The following is a 24,616-nucleotide window of genomic DNA, read 5'->3' on the forward strand; positions in this document are numbered from 1 at the left end:
ACTACGCTATCATCCAAGTAATTGTTATAAAAATGATTTACCAATCTGAAAATAATATGTTGCTGCTAATAATGAGAATGAAATCACTGATGGATCTTATAAAATCCAATTGAACTTGAATAGGTTATTTCGGATTTCTTACTGACAAGATGACAGATCTGATTCAAACGATGCGCATAGCCATAATCATAGCCATAACAACAAAAAATTAAGGATAAATGCGGATGTATATAGGTGAATTAGCGGCCATTGGCGCTGCGATGGTGTGGGCGTGTGCGACATGGATTTATGGGCAGTTTGGGCATCGCTTCTCTGCGATGCAGTTGAATATCGTTAAGGGGGTTGTAGCCTCTGGCATGATGCTGTTGGTCATGCCGTTAATACCGATGCCTGAATTCGAACTGAGTGCTAACCATTTTTGGATCTTGGCGGTTTCAGGTGTTATTGGAATCGCGATTGGAGATAGCGCCTATTTTGCGGCATTAAAAAGAATTGGTGCCAATAAGACCTTGTTGCTGGAATCTCTGGCTCCACCTCTTTCTGGTGTTTTGGCATTAATGTTTCTTGGCGCGGCACTCACTTTGCAAAGTTGGCTGGGTGTTGTGATAACAACCTTAGCGGTGACCTTTGTGGTCTTTCAGCCGTCGAAATCAGCGAACGGTAATGATATTTCTAATGACAAAGCACAGTGGGGTGGCATTGGATATGGGCTTATGGCAAGTGTTTGTCAGGCGTCGGGTGTGGTGATTTCCCACTACGCATTGGTGGCGGGTGACATTCCACCATTGTTAGGTGCTTTGATTCGCCTGACGATTGGCGTGTTTGCCGTAATGCTGATTATCCCTTTCGTTGAAAAGAAGCCGTACTCGTCGATAAAAAGAGATTTATGGGCAATGACCAAGCTCGATAAACTTTGGTTATTAGGGGCAATCTTTGTCGGGACGTTTCTCGCTCTATGGCTTCAGCAAGTGGCGTTGAAAAATGCTAACCCCGCGATTGCTCAAACATTAATAGCGACCAGCCCGGTCTTTATTTTGGTGATTTATGCGATTAGAGGAGAGAAGGTGTCAAAGCAAAGTATCATCGGGACACTTGCCGCATTAGGTGGAATCTCTTTGTTCTTTTATCAATAAGAGGCGGGCTTAGCTACAGACCTACAGACAGACGTGGCACTATTCTGTACACACTTGATTACGGCCGTTGGCTTTAGCTCTGTATAGGGCTTTGTCTGCACGATAGAAGGTACGTTGAGTATTTTCTCCATCGCGATGCAAAGTGATACCGATACTAACGGTTAGACCGCGCTCGCCGAGTATTTCATGCCACCCAAATTGGAAGATACGCTCTCGATAATTTTCAGAGTGCATTTCTGCTTTCGCAAGGTCAGTATTCTCAAGGATGACGAGGAACTCTTCTCCGCCAAACCTGACACATGACGCGCCTCTAAACTTAAAGTATGAACGCAGTTCTTGAGAAACGCTGACGATCGCTTTATCACCCACTAAGTGGCTCAGTTCATCATTGATTGACTTAAAGTGGTCGATATCGATAACCATTAATGCGAAAGGCGTTTCGTGTAGCAGTAGATCTTTCAGTTTCACATCTAACCAGCGACGGTTGTGTAACCCGGTCAGTGGATCGGTGAAAACATCTTGTTGTAGCTGAGCAACTGTATTTTTATGTTGCTCTGTTGTCTCTTTAAGCTCTTTGTTCTCTTGTTCGGAGAGAATGAGTTTAAGTTGTAATTCAAACCGAGATAGACGGCGCAGTTGGCTTGCACCAAGTTCGCTGATCGGGATCTGCTTCATCAGATCCGTTTCAATTCGGTAGCCTTTCTTCTCGTAGCTCAGCGCTTCTTCAAAACGACCTTGATTCAAACACACATCACTTAGAGAATCATAGAAGCGCTTCGCAAGCACAGGTGACGAGCCGGGCTTCACACGTTTGTGGGTGCTCGACAAGATCATACTTGCATAGTCTTGCTTTCCGGTCGCACTCAAGCAATGTGCTAACTCTAGACGAGTCATGGTCGCGAGCCAACTTGCTTGAGTACTGTTGGCTGGATATTGAATTTTTGACAGACAACGAAGCGCTTCATGGTGCTTTTTCTTAGCACGGAGCACTTTTGCTTGATACAACAGTATCTGAGCTGTGAGTAGCTTATCACTCACTAAAATGCTCAGTTCTTCGCATTCGTTCAGTAAGTCGCTGGCCGCCGTTATTCGGTTGAGCAGTAGCAGACTTGCTACCATATAAAGCTTGAATTTCAGACGAAGTGATCGACTGCTTATCGCGTGATCTATGCTATTGATTTTTTGGTAGTAGCGAAGAGCTCTGCTGTGGTCTCCGTAAGCGTCACACAGGTTCCCCATACCTAAGATAGCCATTACATATTCATCGATATGTCCGTGCTCAACGGCGATTGTCGATGAGCTGACGAATTCATTCAGTGCCGACGTGTAATCACCAATTTCAACCAAGCGATTACTTAAGCTGGTCTTTACCGTAAGAATATCTTCTATATCTGTAGGAAGGTGGAGTAGGTCGAGTGCCAGTTTCAATTCATCAATACTGGTTTGATTTTGTTGTAACTCGGCGCGGTACTCAGAGCTGATGATGTAACAGTGTGCTTGTTCTGTTTGTGTCGTCGAAACGTGTTGGCGAATATGATTCCAGAATATGATCGCCTCTTCACCCGATACCGATGAAGGATCTAGACCTGCATCTGTAATCTTGCTTAATAGGGTTTCCATCATTCTGTTACCTCAGCATCGTCTTCTTCTAGTTGTTCAAGAGTGAACGGGAACGTCAAAATATCGTTGAGGCTGACGGTCGGTCTCGAACCTTTTAATCCTTTTCTGTGCCATGGATAGATATCTAGCATGGTGGTCAGAGTTTTGAAGATCTGGTCAGCAGCTTCGTCTTTTTCGGAAAGCATAAGAGCCACACGTTCCGAACTTAGCCTTGCAATGAAGTCGTTCTGATTACACAAGGTATGTGCTATCTCGGTACAGACATCTAAGTAATCGGTATCGATGTGATGGAACATGATGATGCAGTGATTAGAGCGTTTAAGCTCCGTCTTAAATAGTACCAGTTTTTCCCACCAGAAGGTTTCGGAAACGACATAAGAGAGGTGCTTTTCCGGGTCGTGTTCGTGTTGACCTCGAATGCGGTTAATTAGCTTACGAGCTCTCTGTTCAAGCTGGCGTTTTGAACTGCGCGCTTTGTCTAAACCGACACGATTTGTTTGTTCTTTAAGCATGCCGGTAGAATATTGACGATACTTCTTAAAAGCGATCAATGCGGCTTCAAAATCTTGATTTTCTTCTGCGACTAAAGACTGTTGATAACAAATTTGGCTAAGCAATTCGCCATTATCGAATTCGTTTGCTGACTCTTCTGCCAGCCTTAGCAACTCGGCGGCTTGTTCTGGCCTCTTTCTTAAGAGCTCCAGTCTAGCTCGGCTGATGTAGGAATGCGCTTTCATCCATACAAGGTTGTGCTCTACTGCTAGCTTGTGCGCTTTGGCTGTGGCTCGTTCTGCATCATCCAAACGTTCAAGGCCAAGTAGGGCAAGGCCTCGAAAATCCCATACTTCAGCGTGCCAAGTATTATCTTTATATTCTTTTAGTGCTTCTTCTGCACCGTCGAGCACCGATAGCATTTCAACATAGTTGTTGAGCAGGTAGTAATCCCATGCGAGAAGTATTCTTGCTTTGCCTTCTAACCAACCAATGCGGCTGTTATTCGCTACTTTTACAGCGAGCTGGTGGGTAGAGCGTGCAAGTTTATATTCGTGAGTCATTCGCCAAATGTTGCCAAGGCCAATGAGGCATTCAATTTGAATCTCCACTTCATCAACCAGTGCAGATTGTTCTAATGCATTGATCCAGAACTGTTGGGCGGAGTAATACTTGGCTTGTCCCCAGAATTGGAGAGCGTGTAAGTGGAGAATTTCAGGGAGAAAATGATCGGTATCTAATCGGCTTTGGCGTTTGTAGGCTTCCTTGATGTATTTTAAACCTTTCTGGTAATCCATAAGGTTCCAACAACATCTCGCCATTAACATGAATGACTGGATAGCGCCCTCTTCAAACAGAACTTGCTCTGATCTGACTAGGCATTGTTGTGCGATCTCTAGGATCACCAATGGCTCAGAATCAACGCGAGTTTTGAGTTGTTCTAGTTCGGTTTCAAGAAGGTACTGATTTTTGTCCAAGGCTTAGATCCATAATTATCGAACATATTGATAACACAATCATTATAGGAGTGTGATTGAGGATAAGCATCAATTATCTCTCGCTGAGCATAAAGGGGACACGTATCTTTTCCAATTTTGGGTGTTATCTCATGCTTTTGCTTTGAAATCAATGAGTTCTAGAGCGCTTGTCTAGACGGTAAATCTCTATGAAAGCAATTGCTTAAGGGTTAATGGCTGCTCTGTCACACCTAAGCGTTGTGCTGCCGTCAAGCCTTGCTTATCTTGGTAGCACAGATTGTGCCAAGATCTAAATATGTCGAGTAATGGAAGAATGCCCCCAGGACGAAGTTTACGTCTTGGCTCATTGATGAAGCTATCAAATAACAACTGAAAACGTTGTTGATAGAACTTTGTTTGCTGAATTGAAGCTGTATTAAACCACTGTTTTGGTTCTGGATTATTACCCGTTAGATAGCAGATACCTTTTTGACTGTCACCTTGACTCGCGATAGCCCAACGATCGCGCCACCAACTCATATGAACGATGTCGATCTTTTCAAAATTTTGGTCATCTTGCCAACCTGAGTCTTCCTCTACATACATAAGGTCAACATTTTGACTCTGAATACGCGGCAAGCAAACGCTTAGAGCGGCAGATCTTAGTAATGGGTCTTGTGGCATATAGATCGTGACATGCTTATTCTCATCACACATATCAAGCACGTGTAGGAAGTGAGCATAGGAAGTATAAGGCGGTCGAATTAGCGCGCCCTTCGAAGGGTAACTGAATGTCGTAAGGTTCCCCATTGGGTCCTCTACATTGCCTCTCGCAAGAATTACTTGATATTGCTGCTCAATGCGCTCTTTCAGTTTGTCAGATGGCTGAGGAAGTTCGAGATTCGCTTCTGAAGAATGCTCTTTAGACACAAAGCGTGCAACGTCATCATAAGGGTTGTGATCAGCACTTCCAGATGGTTCTTCATTTTGAGAGTAATTTACGTGTTGGCAAAGGATGTAGCCAGAGTGTGCCTCGCCAGTCGCTATCCATACCACACCATTGTTGCTTTTCGGTTGCAGGCGTTGGTAGTGAGAAGCGAATTCGTAATCTTTAGCATGGTTGACCCAACGAGCATCGATCATCGCTAACTTGCGACGACAGCGACTGGCGATATGGTCAACATGATCATAGAAAGTCTTTGGATTGATCTCTAACTTTCTACAAATTTCACGTACTGAATACCCCATGAACAATAAGCCCATGAGGTTCTCTTGAAACTGAAGTTTTTTGTTGGATCCTGACCACTTATCAACGAAGGTTGATTGGCAGTCTTTACATCTGTAACGCTGTCTATCGCCACTGTAGCCGAAGGCATGATAAAGATGTTTGTGGGTATGAACCGATAAGCCAAAGTTATCGCAATCATCATTACGACAAGCAGGGAGCCCGTCGCTGTGAAGTTGTCTTAGGCGATGAAGTTCGCTTAACACTTCACGATTGTTAAGTAAGGGGGGGAAAGCTCCACATTCACGACAAACCATCGCTGGACGCTTAGGGTTTGCGTGTTGCAAAACATACCGTTTTGCATCGCTCAAGCCAAAGTTGTCACACGCCAATGTTTTACAAAAGTTGAGTTGCAAACCATCCGCATCTTTTGGCAGCTTGTCGTTAGACACGATCTCCCCCTCGGGATTATTTGAGCAGCCAAGTGAGCTTGGCTGCGGGGTAACGCTTTTCAATGCATCTTATCAATTCGTTAGATGTTGATTGCAGTCTCTAGAGCAACTTTCATCATGTCGTTGAAAGATTTTTGACGATCTTCAGAGCTTAGTTTCTCACCACGGATGATGTGGTCAGATACTGTTAGGATAGTTAGAGCTTTAGCACCAAGATCCGCAGCAACACCGTAGATACCAGCTGCTTCCATATCAACACCAAGGATGCCTAGCTTTTCCATTTTTTCGAAAAGGTCAGCTTCTGGAGTGTAGAAAAGGTCTGCAGAGAATACGTTACCAACTTTAACTGGAACTTCTTGTGCACGTGCTTGGTTTACGGCTTCTTCTAGAAGACCGAAATCAGCGATTGCCGCGAAGTCATGGTTGTTGAAACGAATGCGGTTTACTTTTGAGTCAGTCGATGCACCCATACCGATAACAACGTCCATTAGTTTAACGTCATCACGTACCGCACCACAGCTACCTACGCGAATAACGTTCTTTACGCCGTACTCAGCAATTAGCTCATGTACATAGATGCAGCACGATGGAATACCCATACCGTGGCCCATTACAGAAACTTTCTTACCTTTGTAAGTGCCTGTGTAACCAAACATGTTGCGAACGTCACAAACTTGCTTCACGTCATCAAGGAATGTTTCTGCAATGTATTTTGCGCGAAGCGGGTCGCCTGGCATAAGTACAGTTTCTGCGAAATCACCAGCTTGAGCATTAATATGAGGTGTAGCCATGGTCGTTCTCCAAAGTTTTAACGGTAATTATAGGAACAGGGTTTTATTAATTACCGATTCTGTTGAATTGAATTCGTTTTGTTGAGGCAATATTAGCGAGTTAAAGCGAGGCTCCGTGAGATGTTTGTCACAAATTTGCTCTACCTTTAAAGTATTATTCATATAGATAACCAAATATGTTGAAAGTTTAGAGGCAATCGATTTTGTGTGGTTAAATTACGCTATGTCCAGAAGAAAAACGACAAATAAAGGCCTGTTGCATATCAGCTTGGAGCAACAATACGTTGTCGCGACGTTTGATCAGCGATAATCTAAACTTTGATAGAAAGACCAACCAAGGAATTGTATGTCGTACTGCGCTAACTCGACGCCTTTGCACTCAATGAGAACACAGATACGTAAGGTAGCTTTACCTCTAGTGAGGGTCACCATGCTTGTGGCAGCGATGGCTTCGTCGTGTGTGTCTGCGGCGACCTTTGTACTGCCTCCGGCTGAAAGCCGTATCGTCGGCAGAATACAACAACACGAAGTGGCTGCTGGCGAAACGTTGGCTATCATTGCTAAGCAATACGATATTGGTTTTCTCTCTTTAATGGCGGCAAACAAAGGCGTTGATCCTTTTCTTCCTGCTGAAGGTTATGTGTTAAGTATCCCTAGCCGTTTGATTCTGCCGGATACGCCGAGAAAAGGCATTGTGATTAACCTTGCCGAGTTAAGGTTGTACTTCTTTGAACCTGAGAAAAATCAGGTGCACGTATTTCCTGTTGGCATCGGTCGAGTGGGGCGAGATACCCCAGAGATGATCACTAAGATAAGCCAAAAAAGACCCAATCCGACTTGGACGCCTCCAAACTCAATTCGTAAAGAGTATCTAGAGAAAGGGATTGAGCTACCAAAAGTGGTTCCTGCTGGGCCGGAAAACCCTCTGGGCGAGTATGCATTACGACTTGCTTATGGTGCAGGTGATTATCTGATACACGGCACCAATAAAGACTTTGGGATAGGCTTGCGAGTCAGCTCCGGCTGTATTCGTATGGAACCTAAAGATATTGAGTGGCTTTTTGAACAGGTTAGTCGTGGTGAGCAAGTCACAATAATCGATGAGCCTATCAAAGTGTCTTTAGAGCCAGATAGGAGCGTGTTTGTTGAAGCTCACGAACCATTGACGCGAAGCGACGGCTCTAAGAAATTATTGCAAATCCCCGTTGAATTAAAATGGTGGCTTGAAGATGCAGATCTACCAAATTCAAAAGCGAAAGCGGTGATATTTGCTCAAAATGGCGTGCCTGTTGAGATAGCACCACCTGTGATTGAGTTCTAATTTGATTGCCTCTTCTGTAACAAGGGGCGTTTATTTTTGTCTACTTGAATTGATACCTTCTACTCGAATTAATGCCTTTTATTCGAATTAGTAACGCCCAAAAAAAGCACCACATCCGTTAAGAGGTGGTGCTGTCTATTTACTGCATTTTGCGACTGATTTGATCTACAGCTTAATCGCACTGAGCTCTCAAACTATTTAGTGTAAGACTCTGCGATGTTGTCGATACGGTCGTTAGCACGATCCGCTTCTTCTTTTGCTGCCATAGCGGCTGCAGCTGCTTCTTGAGCTTTCATTTCAGCTGCCGCTTTATCGCCTTTAAGTGCTTCAACTTCACTGGTTAGCTCAGCAACTTGGTTAGTCAATTGATCCATTTGTGACATTGCAGCTTCTTCTGGCTCAGAAGAACAACCAGCTAAAATGAAAACTGAGGCTGCAGCTGCGATTAACGTCTTATTCATAAGAACTCCTTGCTTATTTATCATCAAAAGATGCGCTATACATTCTTTATCATATAGTCGCTTCATTAATGATTGTAGCGACTAATTTTTTAACTGCAAAAACAATAACTAGAGAAATTACTAAATTTTTGAGGTAATTAGCTGAGCGTCACGTTATGTCTCGTTTATGAGATGAAGGGGTGAGAGCCGGTTTTGATGTGTTTTGGAGAGTTATTTCTTTACGATCAATGCATACAATGTGCTAGCAAACGAGAGATAAAGGGATAAATTTTCTGTGATCTCTATCCTTATAAAGTACTTTCGCGGTATCATGTCACGTTAAATTAATTTTATTCAATACCATCATGACTGGAGAGTCCTTTGCACTTTAAAGATTTAGGCTTAGATAACCGCTTACTGAAGAACTTAAAACATTACGACTTCAAGAAGGCGACAGAGATCCAATCAAAAGCGATCCCTGTTGCTATTGCTGGTAAGGATCTATTGGCTTCATCAAAAACGGGATCAGGAAAAACATTGGCGTTTGTGTTGCCAATGATACATAAGGCATTAAAAACAAAAGCGTTTTCTGCTAAAGATCCTCGTGGTGTAATTTTGGCTCCTACTCGTGAGCTAGCAAAACAAGTTTATGGCGAGCTGCGTAGCATGCTTGGTGGTCTATCTTACGAAGCCACACTTATTTTGGGTGGTGAAAACTTTAACGACCAAGTTAAGGCTTTGCGTAAGTACCCTCGCTTTATTGTTGCGACTCCAGGCCGCCTTGCGGATCACCTTGAGCACCGCTCACTGTTTTTAGATGGTGTTGAAACGCTGATCCTTGATGAAGCTGACCGTATGCTAGATTTAGGTTTCGCACCTGAATTGCGTCGTATCGCGAACGCAGCTAAACACCGTCGCCGTCAAACGTTGATGTTCTCTGCGACACTTGATCACGCGGAAGTGAACGACATTGCAAATGAAATGCTAGATTCGCCTAAACGCATCTCAGTGGGTGTTTCTAACGAACAGCACCTTGATATCACTCAGAAGTTTTACCTGTGTGACCATCTCGATCATAAAGAAGCGATTTTAGATCGTGTTATTGAAGAAGCTGAATACCGTCAGGTGATGATCTTCACGGCAACTCGTGCTGATACTGATCGCCTAACCGAGAAGCTAAACGAGAAGAAGCTTAAAGCGGTGGCATTGAGCGGTAACCTAAACCAAACGCAACGTAATGCAATCATGAGCCAGTTCGAGCGTGCGGTTTACAAGATCTTGGTAACAACAGACGTTGCTTCACGTGGTATCGATATTCCAAACGTAAGCCACGTTATCAACTTTGATATGCCTAAGCATACAGAAGAGTACGTGCACCGCGTCGGTCGTACTGGTCGTGCGGGTAACAAAGGTGATGCAATCTCTTTGGTTGGTCCAAAAGACTGGGATAGCTTTAAGCGTGTTGAGCTTTACCTTCAACAAGATCTTACTTTCTCTGTACTTGAAGGTCTAAAAGGTAAATTCAAAGGTATTAAGCCGCGTAAACCTGCTTTTGCTAAAGGCGGTCCTGCGAAGAAGAAAACCAACACTCAAGCTAAGAAAACGCCGAAAAAACCGGTTAAGCGCGATAAGAGCTTCCACAAGAATGTGGCAGTGGGTGATACAGTATTTATCCCTAAGAAGAAAGTTGCGCCAAAAACTGACGACGAGTAATCAACTCGCGTGAGCTAAAAGGTTATGTTTATAAAAACAGATCTTTATACAAGCTAGCGTAAATAAAAACCGCCTATGAAGGGCGGTTTTTTTGTATCTGGTTTCTGCACCTGAGAGGTGTTGTCTCAGGTTACAGAGTCATTCGAAAGGCTTTAGAAATCAAAGGTTGAGAATGAATACGCTAAGATATGGTCGGCAATGTATTTGTGGGTGGCGGTCGTTGGGTGTGTTACTCCCCAGAAGACATAGCTGTCTGATCCGTACGCTGCGCAATCATTGGTTAAGCTGTGACTTTTTAGGTAGTCGGCTGCTGAGCTTCTATTGATATTTAGGCAGGCATCACTCGCGTTTCGAAAGCCATGTTGCTCTGGATTATCGGTAATGCTGGCGAACAACGCGCTTGCATCGAACAACACCACGTTTTTACCCATGCTTTGGTAATACTTGGCCTGCGTCTTGATGAATTGATTGAACTCTAAAATCTTGCCACGAACTTTAATGATCTCTTGTTCAGTTGAGTATTTGAATTGAGGTGCTTTGGTTGCATCGGGCAAGGTGAACAGCAGGATATTGTTTGCACCAGATTCCGTTAAGCGTATCAAAGCGCTGCTGAAATCGGCCTTTACATCGGCCACTTCTCGGTTGTAGTTCATAAAGTCATTGAGGCCAAACTCTAAAGTAAACAACGAGTTTTCAGGGCGGTAGTTTTTGGCGACTTTCATATAGGTTAAGTAAGAGGTGACTTGGTCATACACTCCGGTTAATGCGACGTATTGATTGGTGCCAGCAGCCCCACCTACTGCCCAGTTATAAAGAGGCACATCTTTCGCCTTGGCTAAATACTCTGTCCAGACTAAACCGTTTGAAAAGTGCCCTAAAAACCATGAGTTAGCGTTCGGGAAAACCCATTGAGAACCGTTAAATAGGTTACCGGTGTCAGAAAGACTATCACCGAAGGTGACGATACGGTTGATGGTGTTCGCTTGGACAACGTTGTCATTTGTCCAAATCGAGTGGTTATAAGAGAAGCGATTGTCTGCTGCAAAGTAAGTGATGTCTGCGGCGTCATGTTGGATGTCGAGCGTCTGTTCACAACGCTGCTTGATTTCAGATTGAGGAGCGTCACTGTAGAACATGTTCTTGAAGGATACAGAAGACCACCAGTATCCATTGATTGTGTAGTAATCACCATTTTCCTTTTTCGCCCATTTCCAGTCGGTGGCTGGAGAGTCATGTGAGGCATCGGTTCGATACCAGCATCGAACATAAGAATAGGTCTCTGAACCTTGTGTACTAAATACTTGCGCGGATGTAATGGATTCAGGTGTCGGTATTGAATCTTCAGCAGCATAAGCGCCAAAAGGCAGGGTTAATGCGAGTATAAAAGCCGTATTTTTCATCACTGTATTCTCTTTTATATTTAGTGAGCCAAACAAAACGTTGTTGCTTGTGACTGATTTAATAACTGAATTGCTAATAACTGGTATGACCTATATCTAAAACCAATAACTCTCGTCAATACATTCAGTTTGTTAGCGGCTCATAACTGGCATCAGTGTCAAAGTTCCAACCACTTTTTGATTGAAAAACAATGGCTTCGAAGTGAAATGGCTAATATCTAACATTTGATTTTAACGAACTATCGCAGGCAAACACGTCGTCATTGACCGGTATGTGATGATTTGTCTATTGAATGCCGAAATGAAAACGTTATCAGAAGGGTGGGAGGTAAATTTTAATTTAATCAGTGGTTTATCTGTTGGTAGTATCAAGCGACGTTGCATTTTCTATGTTCATCACAATTGTTTAATTCAAGTTCAATATCACAAATATCAAGTTGTTACTTTTTGTTTTATAAAATCATCATCTACGGTTTCTTTACTCATCAGAGGTCTAATCTGTTTAAGGAAAGAGCATTGAAAAAGATATTAATTTGGACGATAGCCTGCCTATCCAGTTTTGGTGTCTATGCCGGAACAAGCGCATCAGCATTAGAAACCAGCGGATACACTGCAACGAAATACCCTATTATGTTGGTACACGGCTTGTTTGGTTTCGATACATTAGCAGGCGTGGATTACTTCTATGGCGTACCGGAGTCTCTAACTAAAGATGGTGCGAGCGTATACGTTGCTCAGGTTTCTGCTACCAACAGTTCTGAAGTTCGTGGTGAACAGTTACTCGCTCAAGTCGAGACTCTGTTAGCCGCGACAGGCGCAAGTAAAGTGAATCTAGTTGGTCATAGTCACGGTGGTCCTACTGCGCGCTATGTCGCATCGGTTCGACCTGATCTTGTTGCTTCGGTGACGAGCATTGGTGGTGTTCATAAAGGATCTAAAGTGGCAGACCTTGTTCGCGGGACGGTATCTGAAGGGTCAGTTTCAGAAGGTATCGCGGTTAAATTGGCTGGTGGATTGACGGCGCTTATCAACCTATTATCTGGTGGAACGGATCTTGATCAAGATGGCCTTGCGTCTCTTGAAGCGTTGACCACTGAAGGTTCGCTTGCATTCAATCAGTTTTACCCTGAAGGCGTGCCAACGTCTGAGTGTGGTGATGGTGAATGGCAAGCAAACAACGGTGTCTATTATTATTCATGGACAGGGTCTTCCACTTTTACCAACCTTCTTGATCCTACCGACGGAGCGATGACAATCCTTGGTTTAGCTTTTAATGAACCTAATGACGGGTTAGTGGGAGCATGTAGCGCGCATTTGGGCAAAGTGATTGGTGATGACTACAAAATGAATCACCTAGACGAGATCAATGGACTATTGGGTATCCACCATCTTTTTGAGACCGATCCAGTGACCTTATATCGTCAGCACGCCAATCGATTGAAGTTGGCCGGCCTTTAGGTAGCACTAACCGTTCATTAAGAGAATAAGGAAAGTATGATGAAAAAGATCGCCATTTTGTCGATAACCACGATAGCCCTGATGAGTACAGCGGCGGTCTTTTTATATCTAAAGAAGGAAGATACAAGTTCATATAATAACAGCGAACAAAGCGCTTCTTCATTGAAGGTTAGCTCTCAACAAGATACCGAAATCGATAGTGCGTCAGCTAAAGACATGATGGAATATTTCGTGTCAGGCAATACAGAATTAACCCTCGAAGATATTCGCGACAATGTGGCAAAACACCACGAGCAATCACAAGCTACGATTGTCGATGAAGCACTGTTTGCCAAGTATCTTGAGTACAAGGCGGCACTGACAGCATTAGACGTGCAATTCGACAACACCTCTATATCCGCTGAGGACTTACGTGCACTGAATCAAGCTCTCCTCGATCTTCAAGCACAGTTTTTCAGTGAGAGCGAGATAAGTATTTTGTTTACCCATGACAACAGAATGAGGGAAATCGCTTTAGAAAAGTTACTTCTGAAACAAGAAGGGCTAGACGAGTCAGAATATCAGCAAAGGCTTGAGTCTTATCTATCTGAACAGCCAGATTACGTTCAAGCCAGTCATCAAAATCAGGTATTACTCCCACAGCTATCCAGTTCAGAAGGTCTAGACGAACAAGGTAAATACTTGAAAAGAAGCGAACTGGTCGGAGAAGAAGCGACACAGAGGCTCGAAGCGCTTGATCAACAAAGGGCGGACTTTGATGGAGCTTTAGAAATTTACTTTGTTGAACGAAATGACATTTTGAATGACTCCGAACTCTCTGAAATTGAGCAACAAGAGACTATCGCACAGCTTCGGACTACGCATTTTCAGCCACAACAGCTGAGAAGGGTAGAAGCGATTGAAAGAATCAGAGCTGCTCAGAGCGATCAGTAATCTCCAGAAATTAAAAAAGCCAACTACTGATGACTCAATAGTTGGCTTAATAATGAAGGACGGTTACTGCAATCTGTACATGTTAAGTAAGTGCTTACAGTTTAAGGCTTAAATTTTGTATCCTAGAGCCTATACCATAAGCCGTTACAGCTTGAACCTTAAAGCTTATTCGCCCTTACCCCTTAAACCTTAAAGAAGCCCAACTGCTGCTTTTGTTGTTCAGCGAGGTTTGATAACTCGTGGCTTGCTGCTGCAGCTTGGGTAATGCCTGTTACATTTTGGCTTACTAAGCTGTAGATATTTGAGATATTACGGTTAATGTCTGAAGTCACTTGGCTTTGCTCTTCTGCAGCAGCGGCGACCTGAGTGTTGATTTCCGTGATATCCGTTACTGAGTTCGCAATGCCTGAAAGTGCAGAGCTTACCTCACCTGAAAGCGTCTGGTTATGTTCCAACATAGACAGCGAACTGCTCATACTCTCATTCGCGTTTCCAGATTGAACCTGCAAGCCTTCAATGATGGTTTGGATTTCTTTGGTCGAATCTTGTGTACGTGCTGCCAGCATTCTCACTTCATCAGCTACAACCGCAAAACCACGTCCGCTTTCACCTGCACGAGCGGCTTCAATGGCAGCGTTAAGCGCAAGAAGGTTAGTCTGCTCTGAGATGCTTTGAATAACCTCAATGACATTACCAATCTTCTCTGAGTGCTCTTTTAGCGTGCCAACAACGTTCGCAGCTTCGCTAAGCTGAATCGCCATTTGCTCGTTTGCTTGGTTACTTTCATTAAACAAGCTCATGCTGTGTGTCGCCATTTCGTCAGCTTGCTTAGACGCGGAGTCGGCTTGTACTGCATTTTCGTTGACGTTTGCTGCTGTGCTCTCAAGTTGATTCACGGCAGAAGCAACTTGTTCCACTTCTTGCTTCTCTTGGTCTGAGTTCGCGCTTGATTGTGTCATTACAGCAGCTAGTTCAGTCGATGCTGACGCAACTTCGATGCTGATTCGAGACAGTGAACTTACCGTGTCACGCAATTGCTCAACGGATTTGTTTACGTCTTGCGCAAGACGTGAGATCTCATTGTCTCCATGTTCTTCGGCTTTTACTAGCAGGTTACCTTTTGCTACTTCGCGCATGGTTGCCTGAATATTGTTGATTGGTTTAACAATGATGCCAGCCAGTGTCCAGCTAATAACAAGAGCAATAGAAAGAATCACTAAAAGCCCAATAGTCGCAGTATTTAGGGTGCTAGTGTGTTGCTGACCATTGGTATGGACTTGTTGAGTAGCAAGCAAGTTTAGCTTTTTAGAAAGACTGTCGATTGCTTTTACCATTTCGTTACCTGCATGGCGGTATTGGTCAATTGCCGTTTGGTAACGAGTATCAAAGTCAGAAGTTAGCACTGAATTACCGTGTTTTGCTTTTAACAGGGGAAGCATGGTATTGCGTGAAAAGTTAACGTAATGGTCCATCGCTTTGCTCATTGCTGCGACTTCATCTTGCATACCTGGCACTGTGTCTAATGAGCTCAGTAGGCGTGAGTTTTGATCGCGTTTTTGATTAAGCGTTTCAACGAGTGTGTTTACATCATCAGGGTTGAACAAGCTATAGATTGCTTTGATGCGCATGCCGTAACTATTGTCGACGATTTCGCTGAGTTCTTCTTTATGTAGAATGAGTTGATCTGTTGCTGTTGATACATCTTTAAATGCGTTTTCCAGCTTGTCACCTCCGATGATGACACCCGTCAAAAGTAATACGACGGAAAAGAGTACTGGAATAAGAATTTGTATTTTAATTGATAAGCCACTGAGAAGTTGGCGCATGAATTGTCCCTCTATAAATAAGTAAATGAGCCGATGCAATTGCTTTTATTATAATTATCCCGTGATTCTAACTACTGAGAATGACAATTCAATCAGTAATACATTCGATTTAGATATATGCGATAGGTAATTGATAAATTACGGTTATTTATTGTGCAAAATGAGCGTTTTTCTTTATTTCTCTATGGTTTTCCCGTTATGGTTTGGTGTGTGGTAATTGGTAATATTCGGTATTGGTGGAATGTTGAACGATTTGGGTTAAATAGATTGAAATAAGTGTTTAACGTTTATGAGTTATTTAAACTTATTGCTTCAAGGTTATTTGACACGAAAAAAGACGAAAATAAATGTCAGCTGTCATATAGGCTTCAATTTAATGAAACACAACTGTCACATTCAGATTCTAAAGTGGGCACCGTTCAAGTTAAACACAACGGCAATAACGCCACTTAAGGAAATTTGTGATGAAAAAGACAGTTATCGGTGCAATCGCTCTTTTAGGTGCACTAACAGTGACTCCAGCTTCAGCTAAAGAAACTATTTCAGCAGTTGGTTCAAGCAGCGTGACGCCACTGATGGAAGTTTTCTCTGAAACATACATGAAAACGAATTCAAACGTATTTATCGAAGTACAAGGCCCTGGTTCGTCTGCTGGTGTTAAAGCGGCGAAGAACGGCAGTGCAGATTTAGGTATGTCTTCTCGTAACCTTAAAGATAGCGAGAAAGAAACAACACTAGTTGAAGAAGTGGTTGCTCGTGACGGCATCGCAGTCGTGGTTAACCCTAAGAATGGTCTTGACGGTCTAACGGCTGAGCAAGTAACGGCTATCTACAAAGGTGAAGTAACAAACTGGAAAGACGTTGGTGGTGCGGACAAGCCAATCGTAGCAATCACTCGTGATACAGCATCTGGTACTCGCGGTGCATTCGAAGACATCATGTCTCTTAAAATGAAGATTTCTGGCACGAAAGTATCAGCAATCTCTCAACGTGCTCAAGTTGCTAACGGTAACGGTGCACTAAAAACAATGGTTGCATCTAACCCTTACGCAATCGGCTATATCTCTTTAGGTACAGTAGATAACTCAGTAAACGCGCTTGCAATTGACGGTACTGAAGCATCTGTAGACAACGTTAAGAACGGTTCTTACAAAGTAGCTCGTCCTTTCCTAGTACTTTACAAAGAAGGTAAGCCTTCTTCTGAAACTCAAAAGTTCCTAGATTGGATGCTAACTGACGAAGCTCAATCTCTTGTTGAGAACAAAGGCTACATCTCAGTTAACTAATCTATATCTCAATTAATTAAATATTGCTCAGCCTACCTTTTCAGGCTGAGCCTTTTCTATCCCACTTCGAGTTAATCCGTACGCTTATACAGCGTGTTAAGGATTTCGATATGTGAGACTTGTTATGACCATCGCAACGAATAGTGAACAGCTTATGAATAGCGAAGCGACTCAACTGAAACGCGGCTTACGTAAAAAGAAGCGTGTAGATTGGAAAGAGCGTATTTTTCACGGCTTATTCCTTACTAGCGCAATCATCGGCATCGTATCCCTTGCTGTTATTGCTTTTTTCATCGTTAGAGAAAGTATCCCTGCGTTCCAGGAAGCGGGCCTATCGGGCATCGTGCTAGGACAGAACTGGCTACCACCAGCACTTTACGGTGTTGCTACCATGATTGTGGCATCTGTCGTATCGACATTAGGTGCAGTAGTGGTCGGTGTGCCGATTGGTGTGTTAACGGCAATCTTTATTGCTGAAATCGCGCCAAAGCGTCTGGCGGACATCATTCGTCCTGCTGTCGAATTGCTAGCGGGTATACCTTCGGTAGTTTACGGCTTCTTCGGTCTCGTTATTATCGTTCCCCTGATTCAAAACGTATTTCAAGTGCCTGCGGGTAACACGATTTTGGCGGGTATTATTGTTCTGGGTGTGATGATCCTTCCGACGGTAATTACGGTTTCTGAAACCTCAATCCGTGCTGTACCAAGAACGTACAAAGAAGGTTCTTTAGCGTTAGGTGCTTCAAAGATCTTTACCATCTTTAAGTTGCTCGTTCCGGCTGCTCGCTCAGGCATTATGACGGGCGTAATTTTGGGTATTGGCCGTGCTCTTGGTGAAACGATGGCAATCATTATGGTGATGGGTAATGCACCTGCAATGCCTGAAGGTATCTTAGATTCAGCGCGTACACTAACCGCGAACATTGCGATTGAAATGTCTTACGCGAGTGGTATTCACGCAAGTGCGCTATATGCGACGGGTGTTGTTCTCCTTGTTTTCATCATGTCTCTGAATGCAATTCTCCTTTACTTGAACCGTGAGAAGGCGAGGTAACATTATGTCTTTAGAAAATAACGTAGCACCTCAAGCTAACCCTACGAACTTGCAAGGTAAGACGATGAATAAAATCGCGTTAAAGAAAGCCCGCGCACGTAAAGACGCCGTTCTGAGTGGTTTTATATGGGCTGCTGCCGCGTTAACGGTGGGCTTCTTGTTCTGGATTATGTGGTACATCCTCTCAAACGGCTTACAGCACGTTGATTGGAATTTCATCACGGATGACTACACGCGAACGGGCGATGAGCACGGCATTTTTCCGATGATCATCTCGACCATCTACATGGTTATTGCTTCGATTGCGGTTGCGGCGCCATTGGGTATCATGACGGCAATCTACCTGACTGAATACGCAAAAGTAGGCAGTCGCTTAGTTAAGATCATTCGATTTTGTACCGAGTCATTAGCAGGTATTCCGTCAATCATCTTCGGTTTGTTTGGTATGACATTTTTCGTGGCTATTTTAGGTTTAGGTTTCTCTATCCTATCGGGCGCGTTGACACTGAGTATCTTGATTCTTCCAGTGATTATACGTACTACTGAAGAAGCATTGATGGCGGTATCTCAAACTTATCGCGAAGGATCGTATGGTTTAGGTGCTTCTAAAATCTACACAATCTGGCGTTTGATTCTACCAAGTGCAATGCCGGGTATTATCACTTCAGTTATTCTGAGTATTGGTCGTGTTATTGGTGAATCAGCGCCAGTATTCTTGACCGCAGGTATGGTTGCTCGTATCCCAGATTCACTATTGGATTCTGGCCGTACATTAACCGTTCACTTATATAAGTTAACGACTGAGCTATTTACCATTGAAGAATGGAATCAAGCATACGGCACAGCAACAGTACTGATTGTTCTTGTACTGCTGATCAACACACTCACGAAGTTGATCGCAAGACGTTTTAATACTGCAACTTACTAAGCAGGGTTTTCTAGAGCCAAATGAGCTCCTAAAACAAAAACAGTACAGACTTTGACGAATTACGAGATTACGAATATGAACAAATTTAATATTAAAGACCTAGACCTTTTTTACGGCGAAAACCAAGCGCTTAAATCAATCAACCTACCCGTGCCAGAGCGCCAAGTGACCGCTTTGATTGGCCCGTCGGGTTGTGGTAAATCAACGCTATTACGTTGCTTGAACCGAATGAACGATCTTATTGAAGGTGTAAAAATCACCGGCCTTCTTGAGATGGATGGCGATAACATCTACGGCAATATCGATGTGGCTGATCTACGTATTAAAGTCGGCATGGTTTTTCAAAAGCCAAACCCATTCCCAATGAGCATCTATGAAAACGTGGCATACGGACTACGTGCTCAAGGGATCAAAGACAAAAAGCACATTGATGAAGTGGTTGAAAGTTCACTTCGCGGCGCGGCGCTTTGGGATGAAGTGAAAGATCGTTTGAAAGCACACGCATTCGGTTTGTCTGGTGGTCAGCAGCAGCGCCTGTGTATTGCTCGCACCATCGCAATGCAACCTGACGTAATTTTGATGGATGAACCTACTTCAGCTCTTGATCCAATTGCGACTCATAAAATAGAAGAGTTGATGGAAGATCTGAAGAAGAACTTCACTATCGTTATCGTAACGCACTCAATGCAGCAAGCCCGCCGTATTTCAGATCGCACGGCTTTCTTCCTAATGGGGGAGCTTGTAGAGCACAACGAAACCAGCGTTATCTTCAGCGAACCAAAAGATGATCGCACTAAAGGTTATGTAAACGGTGACTTTGGTTAATTGCTTAATCGATAACGTGGTCAATACCATTAACTGAAACGCAGGTTAGATAATCGATTCGATTTACAGAATTATCACTATAACTATAAGCGATGGAAGTTTTGCCCCACTTTAGGTGGGGCTTTTTTATGCTGTTAAAAAGCATCACATGTCGACGAAATTTTGGGCAGGAAATCCCATTTTTGTAGTCCTTCTCATGCTTGTGATAATGCAAAAGGTCAAATTGCGACCCACTTAACATCTCATTTTTAGTTATATTGATTGCATATCAAGGCTTCTGTATTTTTGCGTTATTCTTATTAGCCAATGGATCAACGCCGTGCATGTTAAAGCCTTTGCAAAACAGATATCTGCTACGCGTGACCACCGTTTATTGGCTGAGTCTCTGTTTGACTACCTGATTAAAATGCTTGGTCCCCAAGGGATCGGAATATTTTCAGAGCCAATACCAAAAAGCGACTCGTTACCGTTGTTTTCCTACGGTGAATTAACCTCTCTTGATCATTACCCTTCAACATTTTGGCCATGGGTTTCACAGTTCGACACTGCAGACGGTGTGTTACCGATGTCGCTCAATACGTGCAAGTGGGATCACAGTAAAGCGCTTGGTGGAGAGTCGTTCATCATGATGCTCGACAACGCCCCAGCCTGTAGAACTTATTTAATTATTCAAAATTGCATCGCAGAAAAAGTTAATCAAACCTTTGACCAAGGGCTGGATGGCCTTCAATTAGCGGCAGCTCGCTGGCAGTGTATTCGCGCAGAAAAAAATGCAGCTATCGAGATTAAGCATAGGGATACACGTGAAGCGCAATATCTTGATGAAATTAAGCTTCGAGAGTTGTTTGTCGAGAATATGAAATTGGTTCATCAGGTGGCGTTAGAGCTCTCGAACCCTGAATCATTGGATGCACTCTACAAAGCATCGGTAGAGGCGGTACGCGATAGACTTGGTTTTGATCGCGCCATATTTATGTTGCTTGATATGAAAAAACGTTGTTTTAGTGGCACCTACGGCACCGATGAACTAGGAAAAACAAACAGCGAACATCACACTCAATATGACCTGCATCAGCTTGAATCGGAATATATCGAGGCATTGTCTGACAACCACACTAACTTGGTCGTTATTGAACAGGCTCCACTCTACACTGAAGGTAAGGTTGTAGGGCAAGGGTGGAATGGCATGCTTATTTTGCGTGAAGGGGATAAACCCGTAGGTTGGATTGCCATGGACAACTACATTCACCGCTCGCCAATCACCAATTACCAAAAGCAGATGCTTGAATCGTTCGGCTCTCTGCTGTCTCAGATATACATTCGTAAACGCCAAGAACTGAACATCCGAATGCTGCATTCGAGTATGGTTGAGTTGTCTCGCTGCGATAGCGTCAGTGCTGTGTGTAAGTCCGCCGTCAGTTTTGCTATTCAGCATTTAGGCATTGATCGATTAGCCGTTTTCCTTACCGATAAAAATTGCAGTTACATGCAAGGTACTTGGGGTACCGATATAAAAGGCGATATTGTCGATGAGTCTTATTATCGATCAGAGCTGGTAGAGCGTGACATTGTGTCTGCAGCTCGTACTTACCCTAACCAAGTCGCTTTTGAAGAATCGGTCCCTATTTATCATGATTACAATATTGTCGGGGTTGGCTGGACGGCAATGACAATGCTCACCACAAATACAGGCGTTCCGATTGCGTTTATCGCTGCGGATAATTTGCTAACACGAAGCCCTTTAACTTCACAACTGCGTGAAGTGATACGTATCTTCGCCTCTAGCCTTGCTGAAGTCTTACAAAGAACCATGGCGCAAGAAGAGATCAAAAAGCTCAATGAAACCCTAGAACAAGAGGTTAGCAAGCGAACTCAAGAGCTTGAAAATGCCAATGAACAGCTCGATGTAATTTCTAAACTCGACCCGCTGACTCGTCTTGGTAACCGCCGTATGCTGTCACAAGTTTTAGATGATCTGAATTGTGAGGAACACGGTGCATTTGCTACGCAGAATGAGGTCACCTTTGGGTTAATTCTTGTCGATCTTGACCATTTTGGTTTGTACAACAGTGTCTATGGCCATACTGAGGGGGATGTCGCTTTACGTGCCATTGGCAAGATACTGAGCACTCATGTTTACGGTGATCAAGAAACCTTCTGCCGTATCGGCGGTGAGGAGTTTATGTTGTTGATGATCGGTACCAATCACACAACAACAAAGCAGCGTGCAGAGTCGATTCGACAAAGTATTGAAGATGCAAAAATTCTCCATTGTAAAAGTAGCACTAGCCAATATTTAACCGCATCTGTGGGTTATGCATCGATAACTTCGGATCAGCGCCAGTTCGATTTTGATTTGTTGTATGGCAAGGCTGATAAGGCTTTGTATAAGGCGAAAGATTCAGGGCGAAATAGAGTTGTCTCGGCTATGAAGCGAAGAAAAGTTGCGGCTACACTGACTTAGTGTGGTATCTGTTTTTTCCGTTCTCAAAAACGACTGAAGCCGTGATGATCACAATGTGGTCATCACGGCTTCGTTCTTTTTTTTACTTAGATTTTCTGCCTAATTAGCTTTCTGCTTACTTAGAACACCGGTTAATTAAAGCCTTTCTAATGTGCTCTTGTGTGCTTTGTTCGAGATGCGTTTTGGTTTCTTAACCGCTTTGATTGCCTCAGAAGGGTCCCATGACTGACTTGGTGAGCAAGCTTCAGCATAGAGGCTCTGATTTAGCTTGGTGAGCTCAGCTTCGATTGTTTCTAACGTCTCATCACTCAAGTCTGGGTTTTCTGTTTTCCACTGTTCGAACAAGGTTCTCGTCTTCACACCGTCTTTCATTTTCAGAGCTGCAATAAGCGCTTCTGCCGTATCGGATTGACGTTCATCTTTTTGCTTTTGTTTTACTGCTGTACCGCGGCGTGACCAGAAGTAAAAAGCAACCGCAGAGCTAATTATCCATAAAGCAGCAAACAGCGCCGTTAGATAAGGCCACATTCCTGGGTTTTCAACGGTAACAATCGTCGGGCTAGCTTGCTGAGTTGGTGTCTCCATAGTAGGAGCTGGCGAGCTTGAGCTAGCGCGTTCACTTGCCTGAACTGACAACTCAAGACCAAGCGCTTTAGTGGTTTGTTCCGATTGCGTATCGGTGTTGAACCAAGCTTGAGACACATCAGGAAGCGAGATATTTCCAGCTTCTTTCGGAATCAATACTTGCTTATAAACGACCACAGCATCACCAGACTGGGTTGTGCCAAATTGCGGTTTCTCTTCATAAACACGAACCGATTTAGGGTAGGTGATATTCAGTTTTGGCAGTTGGTGCTGCGTTAAGTTGCTAGCCGTCATAGTTATGGTTCGAGTTAACGAATCACCGGCTTCCAGTTCTAAACTTTGCCTATTACTATCGAAACCATTGCTTTCTGTTAGCTCATTACCTTGGCTGTCTGACCATTTCTGTAGCAACTTGAAGTCAGAGGTTGGTAACCACTCACCTTGATAGCCTTTTGGTACCGAATTCACTGTGACATCTAAGGTTTCAACAGGCGTGTCGAGCTGGAAAAGGCGAGTTTTGCTTGAGTTGTTGGTTGAGTAAACAACAGCACCGGTTAACTTTGGCCCTTGAAGCTGAAATTGTCCAGCTTGCTGTGAGGATATATGGAAAGATTGCTGAACAACTGTGACTTCTTGTCCGTTGATAACATCTTGGAACTGTTTCGACTCACCGATGGGTTCCACGTCCAAATTTGATGAGTTTGGTAGAGAAATTTGGGGATCTTGTAATCTTCTTGGGTCCGCTTTGATGATGAGCTTTACATCAAGCTCCGCGACCTCTTGAGGGTATAGCGAGTCTTTACTCAGATTAAGTTGAAACTCGGCCATATCACTCTGCTTTGGAGCGGCTTTATTAACCGCAACGTTGATGGTGATCGGCTTAGTTTTAGCGCCTTCAATATCAAAGCTAGGAATCTCTAATCGGCCTAATCGAAGCGGGGCAAGGGTAATATTCCACTCGCTAGACACAGTGCGGCTACTATTGACGATTCGCATCGATGAGCCAAAGTTTGGTCTACCAACATAGAAATCCTGTTGGAGAGCCGTTAGATCTAGAGCATCCGAAGACACCTTTTCATCGGTTGCGACTCTAAGTAGGAACACTTCATCTTTAGTGACGCTGTTTTGTGAAACGCTCGCTACGGCCGTTGCTGCCAATGCAGAGAAGGAAGAGAAAGCTCCCAGCAACAAAGTCAGGAGTATTGAGAAAAATGGCTTGTTTAAAGATCGCATGGTTACCACTTTTTGTTTTGGTTGTTAGGAGCACTTTTTTGGCGTGCTTGTAGAATCATTTGCGCTTTAAGCAGTTGGCTCGGGTCACGGGCGCTTTCTACTTGCTCAAGCTTTCGCATATCCGGATCGCTCGACATAGGTTGACCTGATGCTTGTGCTGCAGCTTGTTGAGCGTTGTTATCAGTGTCTTCTTTAGCTGCCTCTTGTGCTTGGGCAATTTGAGATGCTGAGTCATCTTTATCTTGTGGCTTCTTATCTGCTTGACCCGCTTTGTTTTGTTGCTCAGCTTGCTTGTCATTTTCTTCATCCGTTTTGGAATCAGAGCGGCTATCAGCTTGGCTTTGGTCGGTATTCTGATCTTGGTTTTCATTTTGAGTTTGGTTACTGCTTTGATCTTGGCTGTCGCTTTGACTTTGCGACTTGCCATTGTCAGCAGAGTCTTGTTGTTGATCCTGCGAGCTTTGCGAAGAATCATTTTGCT

At 43.7% G+C, this 24,616-nt stretch carries 18 protein-coding genes and 1 pseudogene; 10 read left to right on the top strand and 9 right to left on the bottom strand.

The annotated features are described in order from the left end of the window. Positions 1-224 precede the first annotated feature (224 nt). Complete coding sequence (locus tag ACED25_RS02630) at positions 225-1,133, top strand: DMT family transporter (RefSeq protein ID WP_371694566.1); 909 nt, start codon at positions 225-227, stop codon at positions 1,131-1,133. Between the two features lie 39 nt (positions 1,134-1,172). Here ACED25_RS02630 and ACED25_RS02635 read toward each other — a convergent pair whose 3' ends face one another. From ACED25_RS02635 to deoD, 4 genes are all read right to left on the bottom strand, one after another. Further along, positions 1,173-2,753, bottom strand: a complete 1,581-nt coding sequence (locus tag ACED25_RS02635; RefSeq protein ID WP_029225485.1) for a GGDEF domain-containing protein — start codon at positions 2,751-2,753, stop codon at positions 1,173-1,175. Beyond that, positions 2,753-4,222, bottom strand: coding sequence for a hypothetical protein (locus ACED25_RS02640; RefSeq protein ID WP_009845832.1), 1,470 nt, complete (start codon positions 4,220-4,222; stop codon positions 2,753-2,755). The genes ACED25_RS02635 and ACED25_RS02640 overlap by 1 nt, the downstream gene beginning before the upstream one ends. A gap of 186 nt (positions 4,223-4,408) precedes the next feature. After that, entirely contained in the window at positions 4,409-5,878 is a 1,470-nt protein-coding gene (locus tag ACED25_RS02645) for a lactate dehydrogenase (RefSeq protein WP_029223173.1), read from the bottom strand. A gap of 80 nt (positions 5,879-5,958) precedes the next feature. After that, complete coding sequence (deoD, locus tag ACED25_RS02650; protein ID WP_004732072.1) at positions 5,959-6,669, bottom strand: purine-nucleoside phosphorylase; 711 nt, start codon at positions 6,667-6,669, stop codon at positions 5,959-5,961. Between the two features lie 346 nt (positions 6,670-7,015). Between deoD and ACED25_RS02655 the strand changes: the two genes are divergently transcribed. Next, complete coding sequence (locus tag ACED25_RS02655) at positions 7,016-7,990, top strand: L,D-transpeptidase family protein (RefSeq protein ID WP_032555087.1); 975 nt, start codon at positions 7,016-7,018, stop codon at positions 7,988-7,990. 194 nt (positions 7,991-8,184) lie between these two features. On the opposite strand, the gene ACED25_RS02660 is transcribed toward ACED25_RS02655, so the two are convergent. Continuing rightward, positions 8,185-8,451 (bottom strand): Lpp/OprI family alanine-zipper lipoprotein, encoded by a 267-nt coding sequence (locus ACED25_RS02660; RefSeq protein ID WP_009845829.1) that lies wholly within the window; start codon positions 8,449-8,451, stop codon positions 8,185-8,187. A gap of 360 nt (positions 8,452-8,811) precedes the next feature. Between ACED25_RS02660 and ACED25_RS02665 the strand changes: the two genes are divergently transcribed. Continuing rightward, positions 8,812-10,143 (top strand): DEAD/DEAH box helicase, encoded by a 1,332-nt coding sequence (locus ACED25_RS02665; RefSeq protein WP_009845828.1) that lies wholly within the window; start codon positions 8,812-8,814, stop codon positions 10,141-10,143. A 152-nt stretch (positions 10,144-10,295) separates the two neighbouring features. Here ACED25_RS02665 and ACED25_RS02670 read toward each other — a convergent pair whose 3' ends face one another. Then, positions 10,296-11,543, bottom strand: coding sequence for an SGNH/GDSL hydrolase family protein (locus ACED25_RS02670; RefSeq protein ID WP_371694649.1), 1,248 nt, complete (start codon positions 11,541-11,543; stop codon positions 10,296-10,298). A 516-nt stretch (positions 11,544-12,059) separates the two neighbouring features. Here ACED25_RS02670 and ACED25_RS02675 point away from each other — a divergent pair. Both ACED25_RS02675 and ACED25_RS02680 read left to right on the top strand, forming a co-directional pair. Further along, positions 12,060-13,001: a triacylglycerol lipase gene (locus ACED25_RS02675; RefSeq protein ID WP_012600192.1), complete on the top strand. Its 942-nt coding sequence runs from the start codon at positions 12,060-12,062 to the stop codon at positions 12,999-13,001. A 39-nt stretch (positions 13,002-13,040) separates the two neighbouring features. Then, positions 13,041-13,934: a lipase secretion chaperone gene (locus ACED25_RS02680; protein ID WP_017101005.1), complete on the top strand. Its 894-nt coding sequence runs from the start codon at positions 13,041-13,043 to the stop codon at positions 13,932-13,934. 182 nt (positions 13,935-14,116) lie between these two features. Here the strand turns inward: ACED25_RS02680 and ACED25_RS02685 are convergent, their stop codons facing one another. Next, positions 14,117-15,760 (bottom strand): methyl-accepting chemotaxis protein, encoded by a 1,644-nt coding sequence (locus tag ACED25_RS02685; RefSeq protein WP_009845824.1) that lies wholly within the window; start codon positions 15,758-15,760, stop codon positions 14,117-14,119. A 464-nt stretch (positions 15,761-16,224) separates the two neighbouring features. Here ACED25_RS02685 and ACED25_RS02690 point away from each other — a divergent pair, with 464 nt between their 5' ends. The 5 genes from ACED25_RS02690 to ACED25_RS02710 all read left to right on the top strand — a co-directional run bounded on the left by ACED25_RS02690 (position 16,225) and on the right by ACED25_RS02710 (position 22,317). Then, a complete protein-coding gene (locus tag ACED25_RS02690; protein WP_009845822.1) occupies positions 16,225-17,046 on the top strand; it encodes a phosphate ABC transporter substrate-binding protein in 822 nt (273 codons plus the stop codon). Between the two features lie 124 nt (positions 17,047-17,170). After that, a complete protein-coding gene (gene pstC / locus ACED25_RS02695) occupies positions 17,171-18,100 on the top strand; it encodes a phosphate ABC transporter permease subunit PstC (protein ID WP_009845821.1) in 930 nt (309 codons plus the stop codon). Positions 18,101-18,164: 64 nt separating this feature from the next. Then, the gene (pstA, locus tag ACED25_RS02700; RefSeq protein WP_012600195.1) at positions 18,165-19,028 is read left to right on the top strand and encodes a phosphate ABC transporter permease PstA; all 864 of its coding nucleotides are present in this window, start codon (positions 18,165-18,167) and stop codon (positions 19,026-19,028) included. 75 nt (positions 19,029-19,103) lie between these two features. Next, complete coding sequence (gene pstB / locus ACED25_RS02705) at positions 19,104-19,853, top strand: phosphate ABC transporter ATP-binding protein PstB (protein ID WP_009845819.1); 750 nt, start codon at positions 19,104-19,106, stop codon at positions 19,851-19,853. 319 nt (positions 19,854-20,172) lie between these two features. Further along, positions 20,173-22,317, top strand: coding sequence for a diguanylate cyclase (locus ACED25_RS02710; protein WP_371694567.1), 2,145 nt, complete (start codon positions 20,173-20,175; stop codon positions 22,315-22,317). A gap of 135 nt (positions 22,318-22,452) precedes the next feature. Here the strand turns inward: ACED25_RS02710 and ACED25_RS02715 are convergent, their stop codons facing one another. Both ACED25_RS02715 and ACED25_RS02720 read right to left on the bottom strand, forming a co-directional pair. Beyond that, entirely contained in the window at positions 22,453-24,135 is a 1,683-nt protein-coding gene (locus ACED25_RS02715; RefSeq protein ID WP_371694568.1) for a BatD family protein, read from the bottom strand. A 2-nt stretch (positions 24,136-24,137) separates the two neighbouring features. Continuing rightward, positions 24,138-24,616 (bottom strand): annotated as a pseudogene (locus ACED25_RS02720) (hypothetical protein); the annotation flags it as partial.

The sequence above is a fragment of the Vibrio sp. 1F263 genome (assembly GCF_041439035.1).
GTDB classification, from domain to species: Bacteria; Pseudomonadota; Gammaproteobacteria; order Enterobacterales; family Vibrionaceae; genus Vibrio; species Vibrio tasmaniensis_A.

What these genes read in the sequence shown, in the direction of transcription:
- ACED25_RS02635 (WP_029225485.1), bottom strand. Translation starts at nt 2,753, where the DNA reads ATGGAAACCCTATTAAGCAAGATTACAGATGCAGGTCTAGATCCTTCA.
- deoD (WP_004732072.1), bottom strand. Translation starts at nt 6,669, where the DNA reads ATGGCTACACCTCATATTAATGCTCAAGCTGGTGATTTCGCAGAAACT.
- ACED25_RS02690 (WP_009845822.1), top strand. Translation starts at nt 16,225, where the DNA reads ATGAAAAAGACAGTTATCGGTGCAATCGCTCTTTTAGGTGCACTAACA.
- ACED25_RS02655 (WP_032555087.1), top strand. Translation starts at nt 7,016, where the DNA reads ATGTCGTACTGCGCTAACTCGACGCCTTTGCACTCAATGAGAACACAG.
- ACED25_RS02680 (WP_017101005.1), top strand. Translation starts at nt 13,041, where the DNA reads ATGAAAAAGATCGCCATTTTGTCGATAACCACGATAGCCCTGATGAGT.
- ACED25_RS02715 (WP_371694568.1), bottom strand. Translation starts at nt 24,135, where the DNA reads ATGCGATCTTTAAACAAGCCATTTTTCTCAATACTCCTGACTTTGTTG.
- ACED25_RS02630 (WP_371694566.1), top strand. Translation starts at nt 225, where the DNA reads ATGTATATAGGTGAATTAGCGGCCATTGGCGCTGCGATGGTGTGGGCG.
- pstC (WP_009845821.1), top strand. Translation starts at nt 17,171, where the DNA reads ATGACCATCGCAACGAATAGTGAACAGCTTATGAATAGCGAAGCGACT.
- ACED25_RS02660 (WP_009845829.1), bottom strand. Translation starts at nt 8,451, where the DNA reads ATGAATAAGACGTTAATCGCAGCTGCAGCCTCAGTTTTCATTTTAGCT.
- pstA (WP_012600195.1), top strand. Translation starts at nt 18,165, where the DNA reads ATGAATAAAATCGCGTTAAAGAAAGCCCGCGCACGTAAAGACGCCGTT.
- pstB (WP_009845819.1), top strand. Translation starts at nt 19,104, where the DNA reads ATGAACAAATTTAATATTAAAGACCTAGACCTTTTTTACGGCGAAAAC.
- ACED25_RS02670 (WP_371694649.1), bottom strand. Translation starts at nt 11,543, where the DNA reads ATGAAAAATACGGCTTTTATACTCGCATTAACCCTGCCTTTTGGCGCT.
- ACED25_RS02685 (WP_009845824.1), bottom strand. Translation starts at nt 15,760, where the DNA reads ATGCGCCAACTTCTCAGTGGCTTATCAATTAAAATACAAATTCTTATT.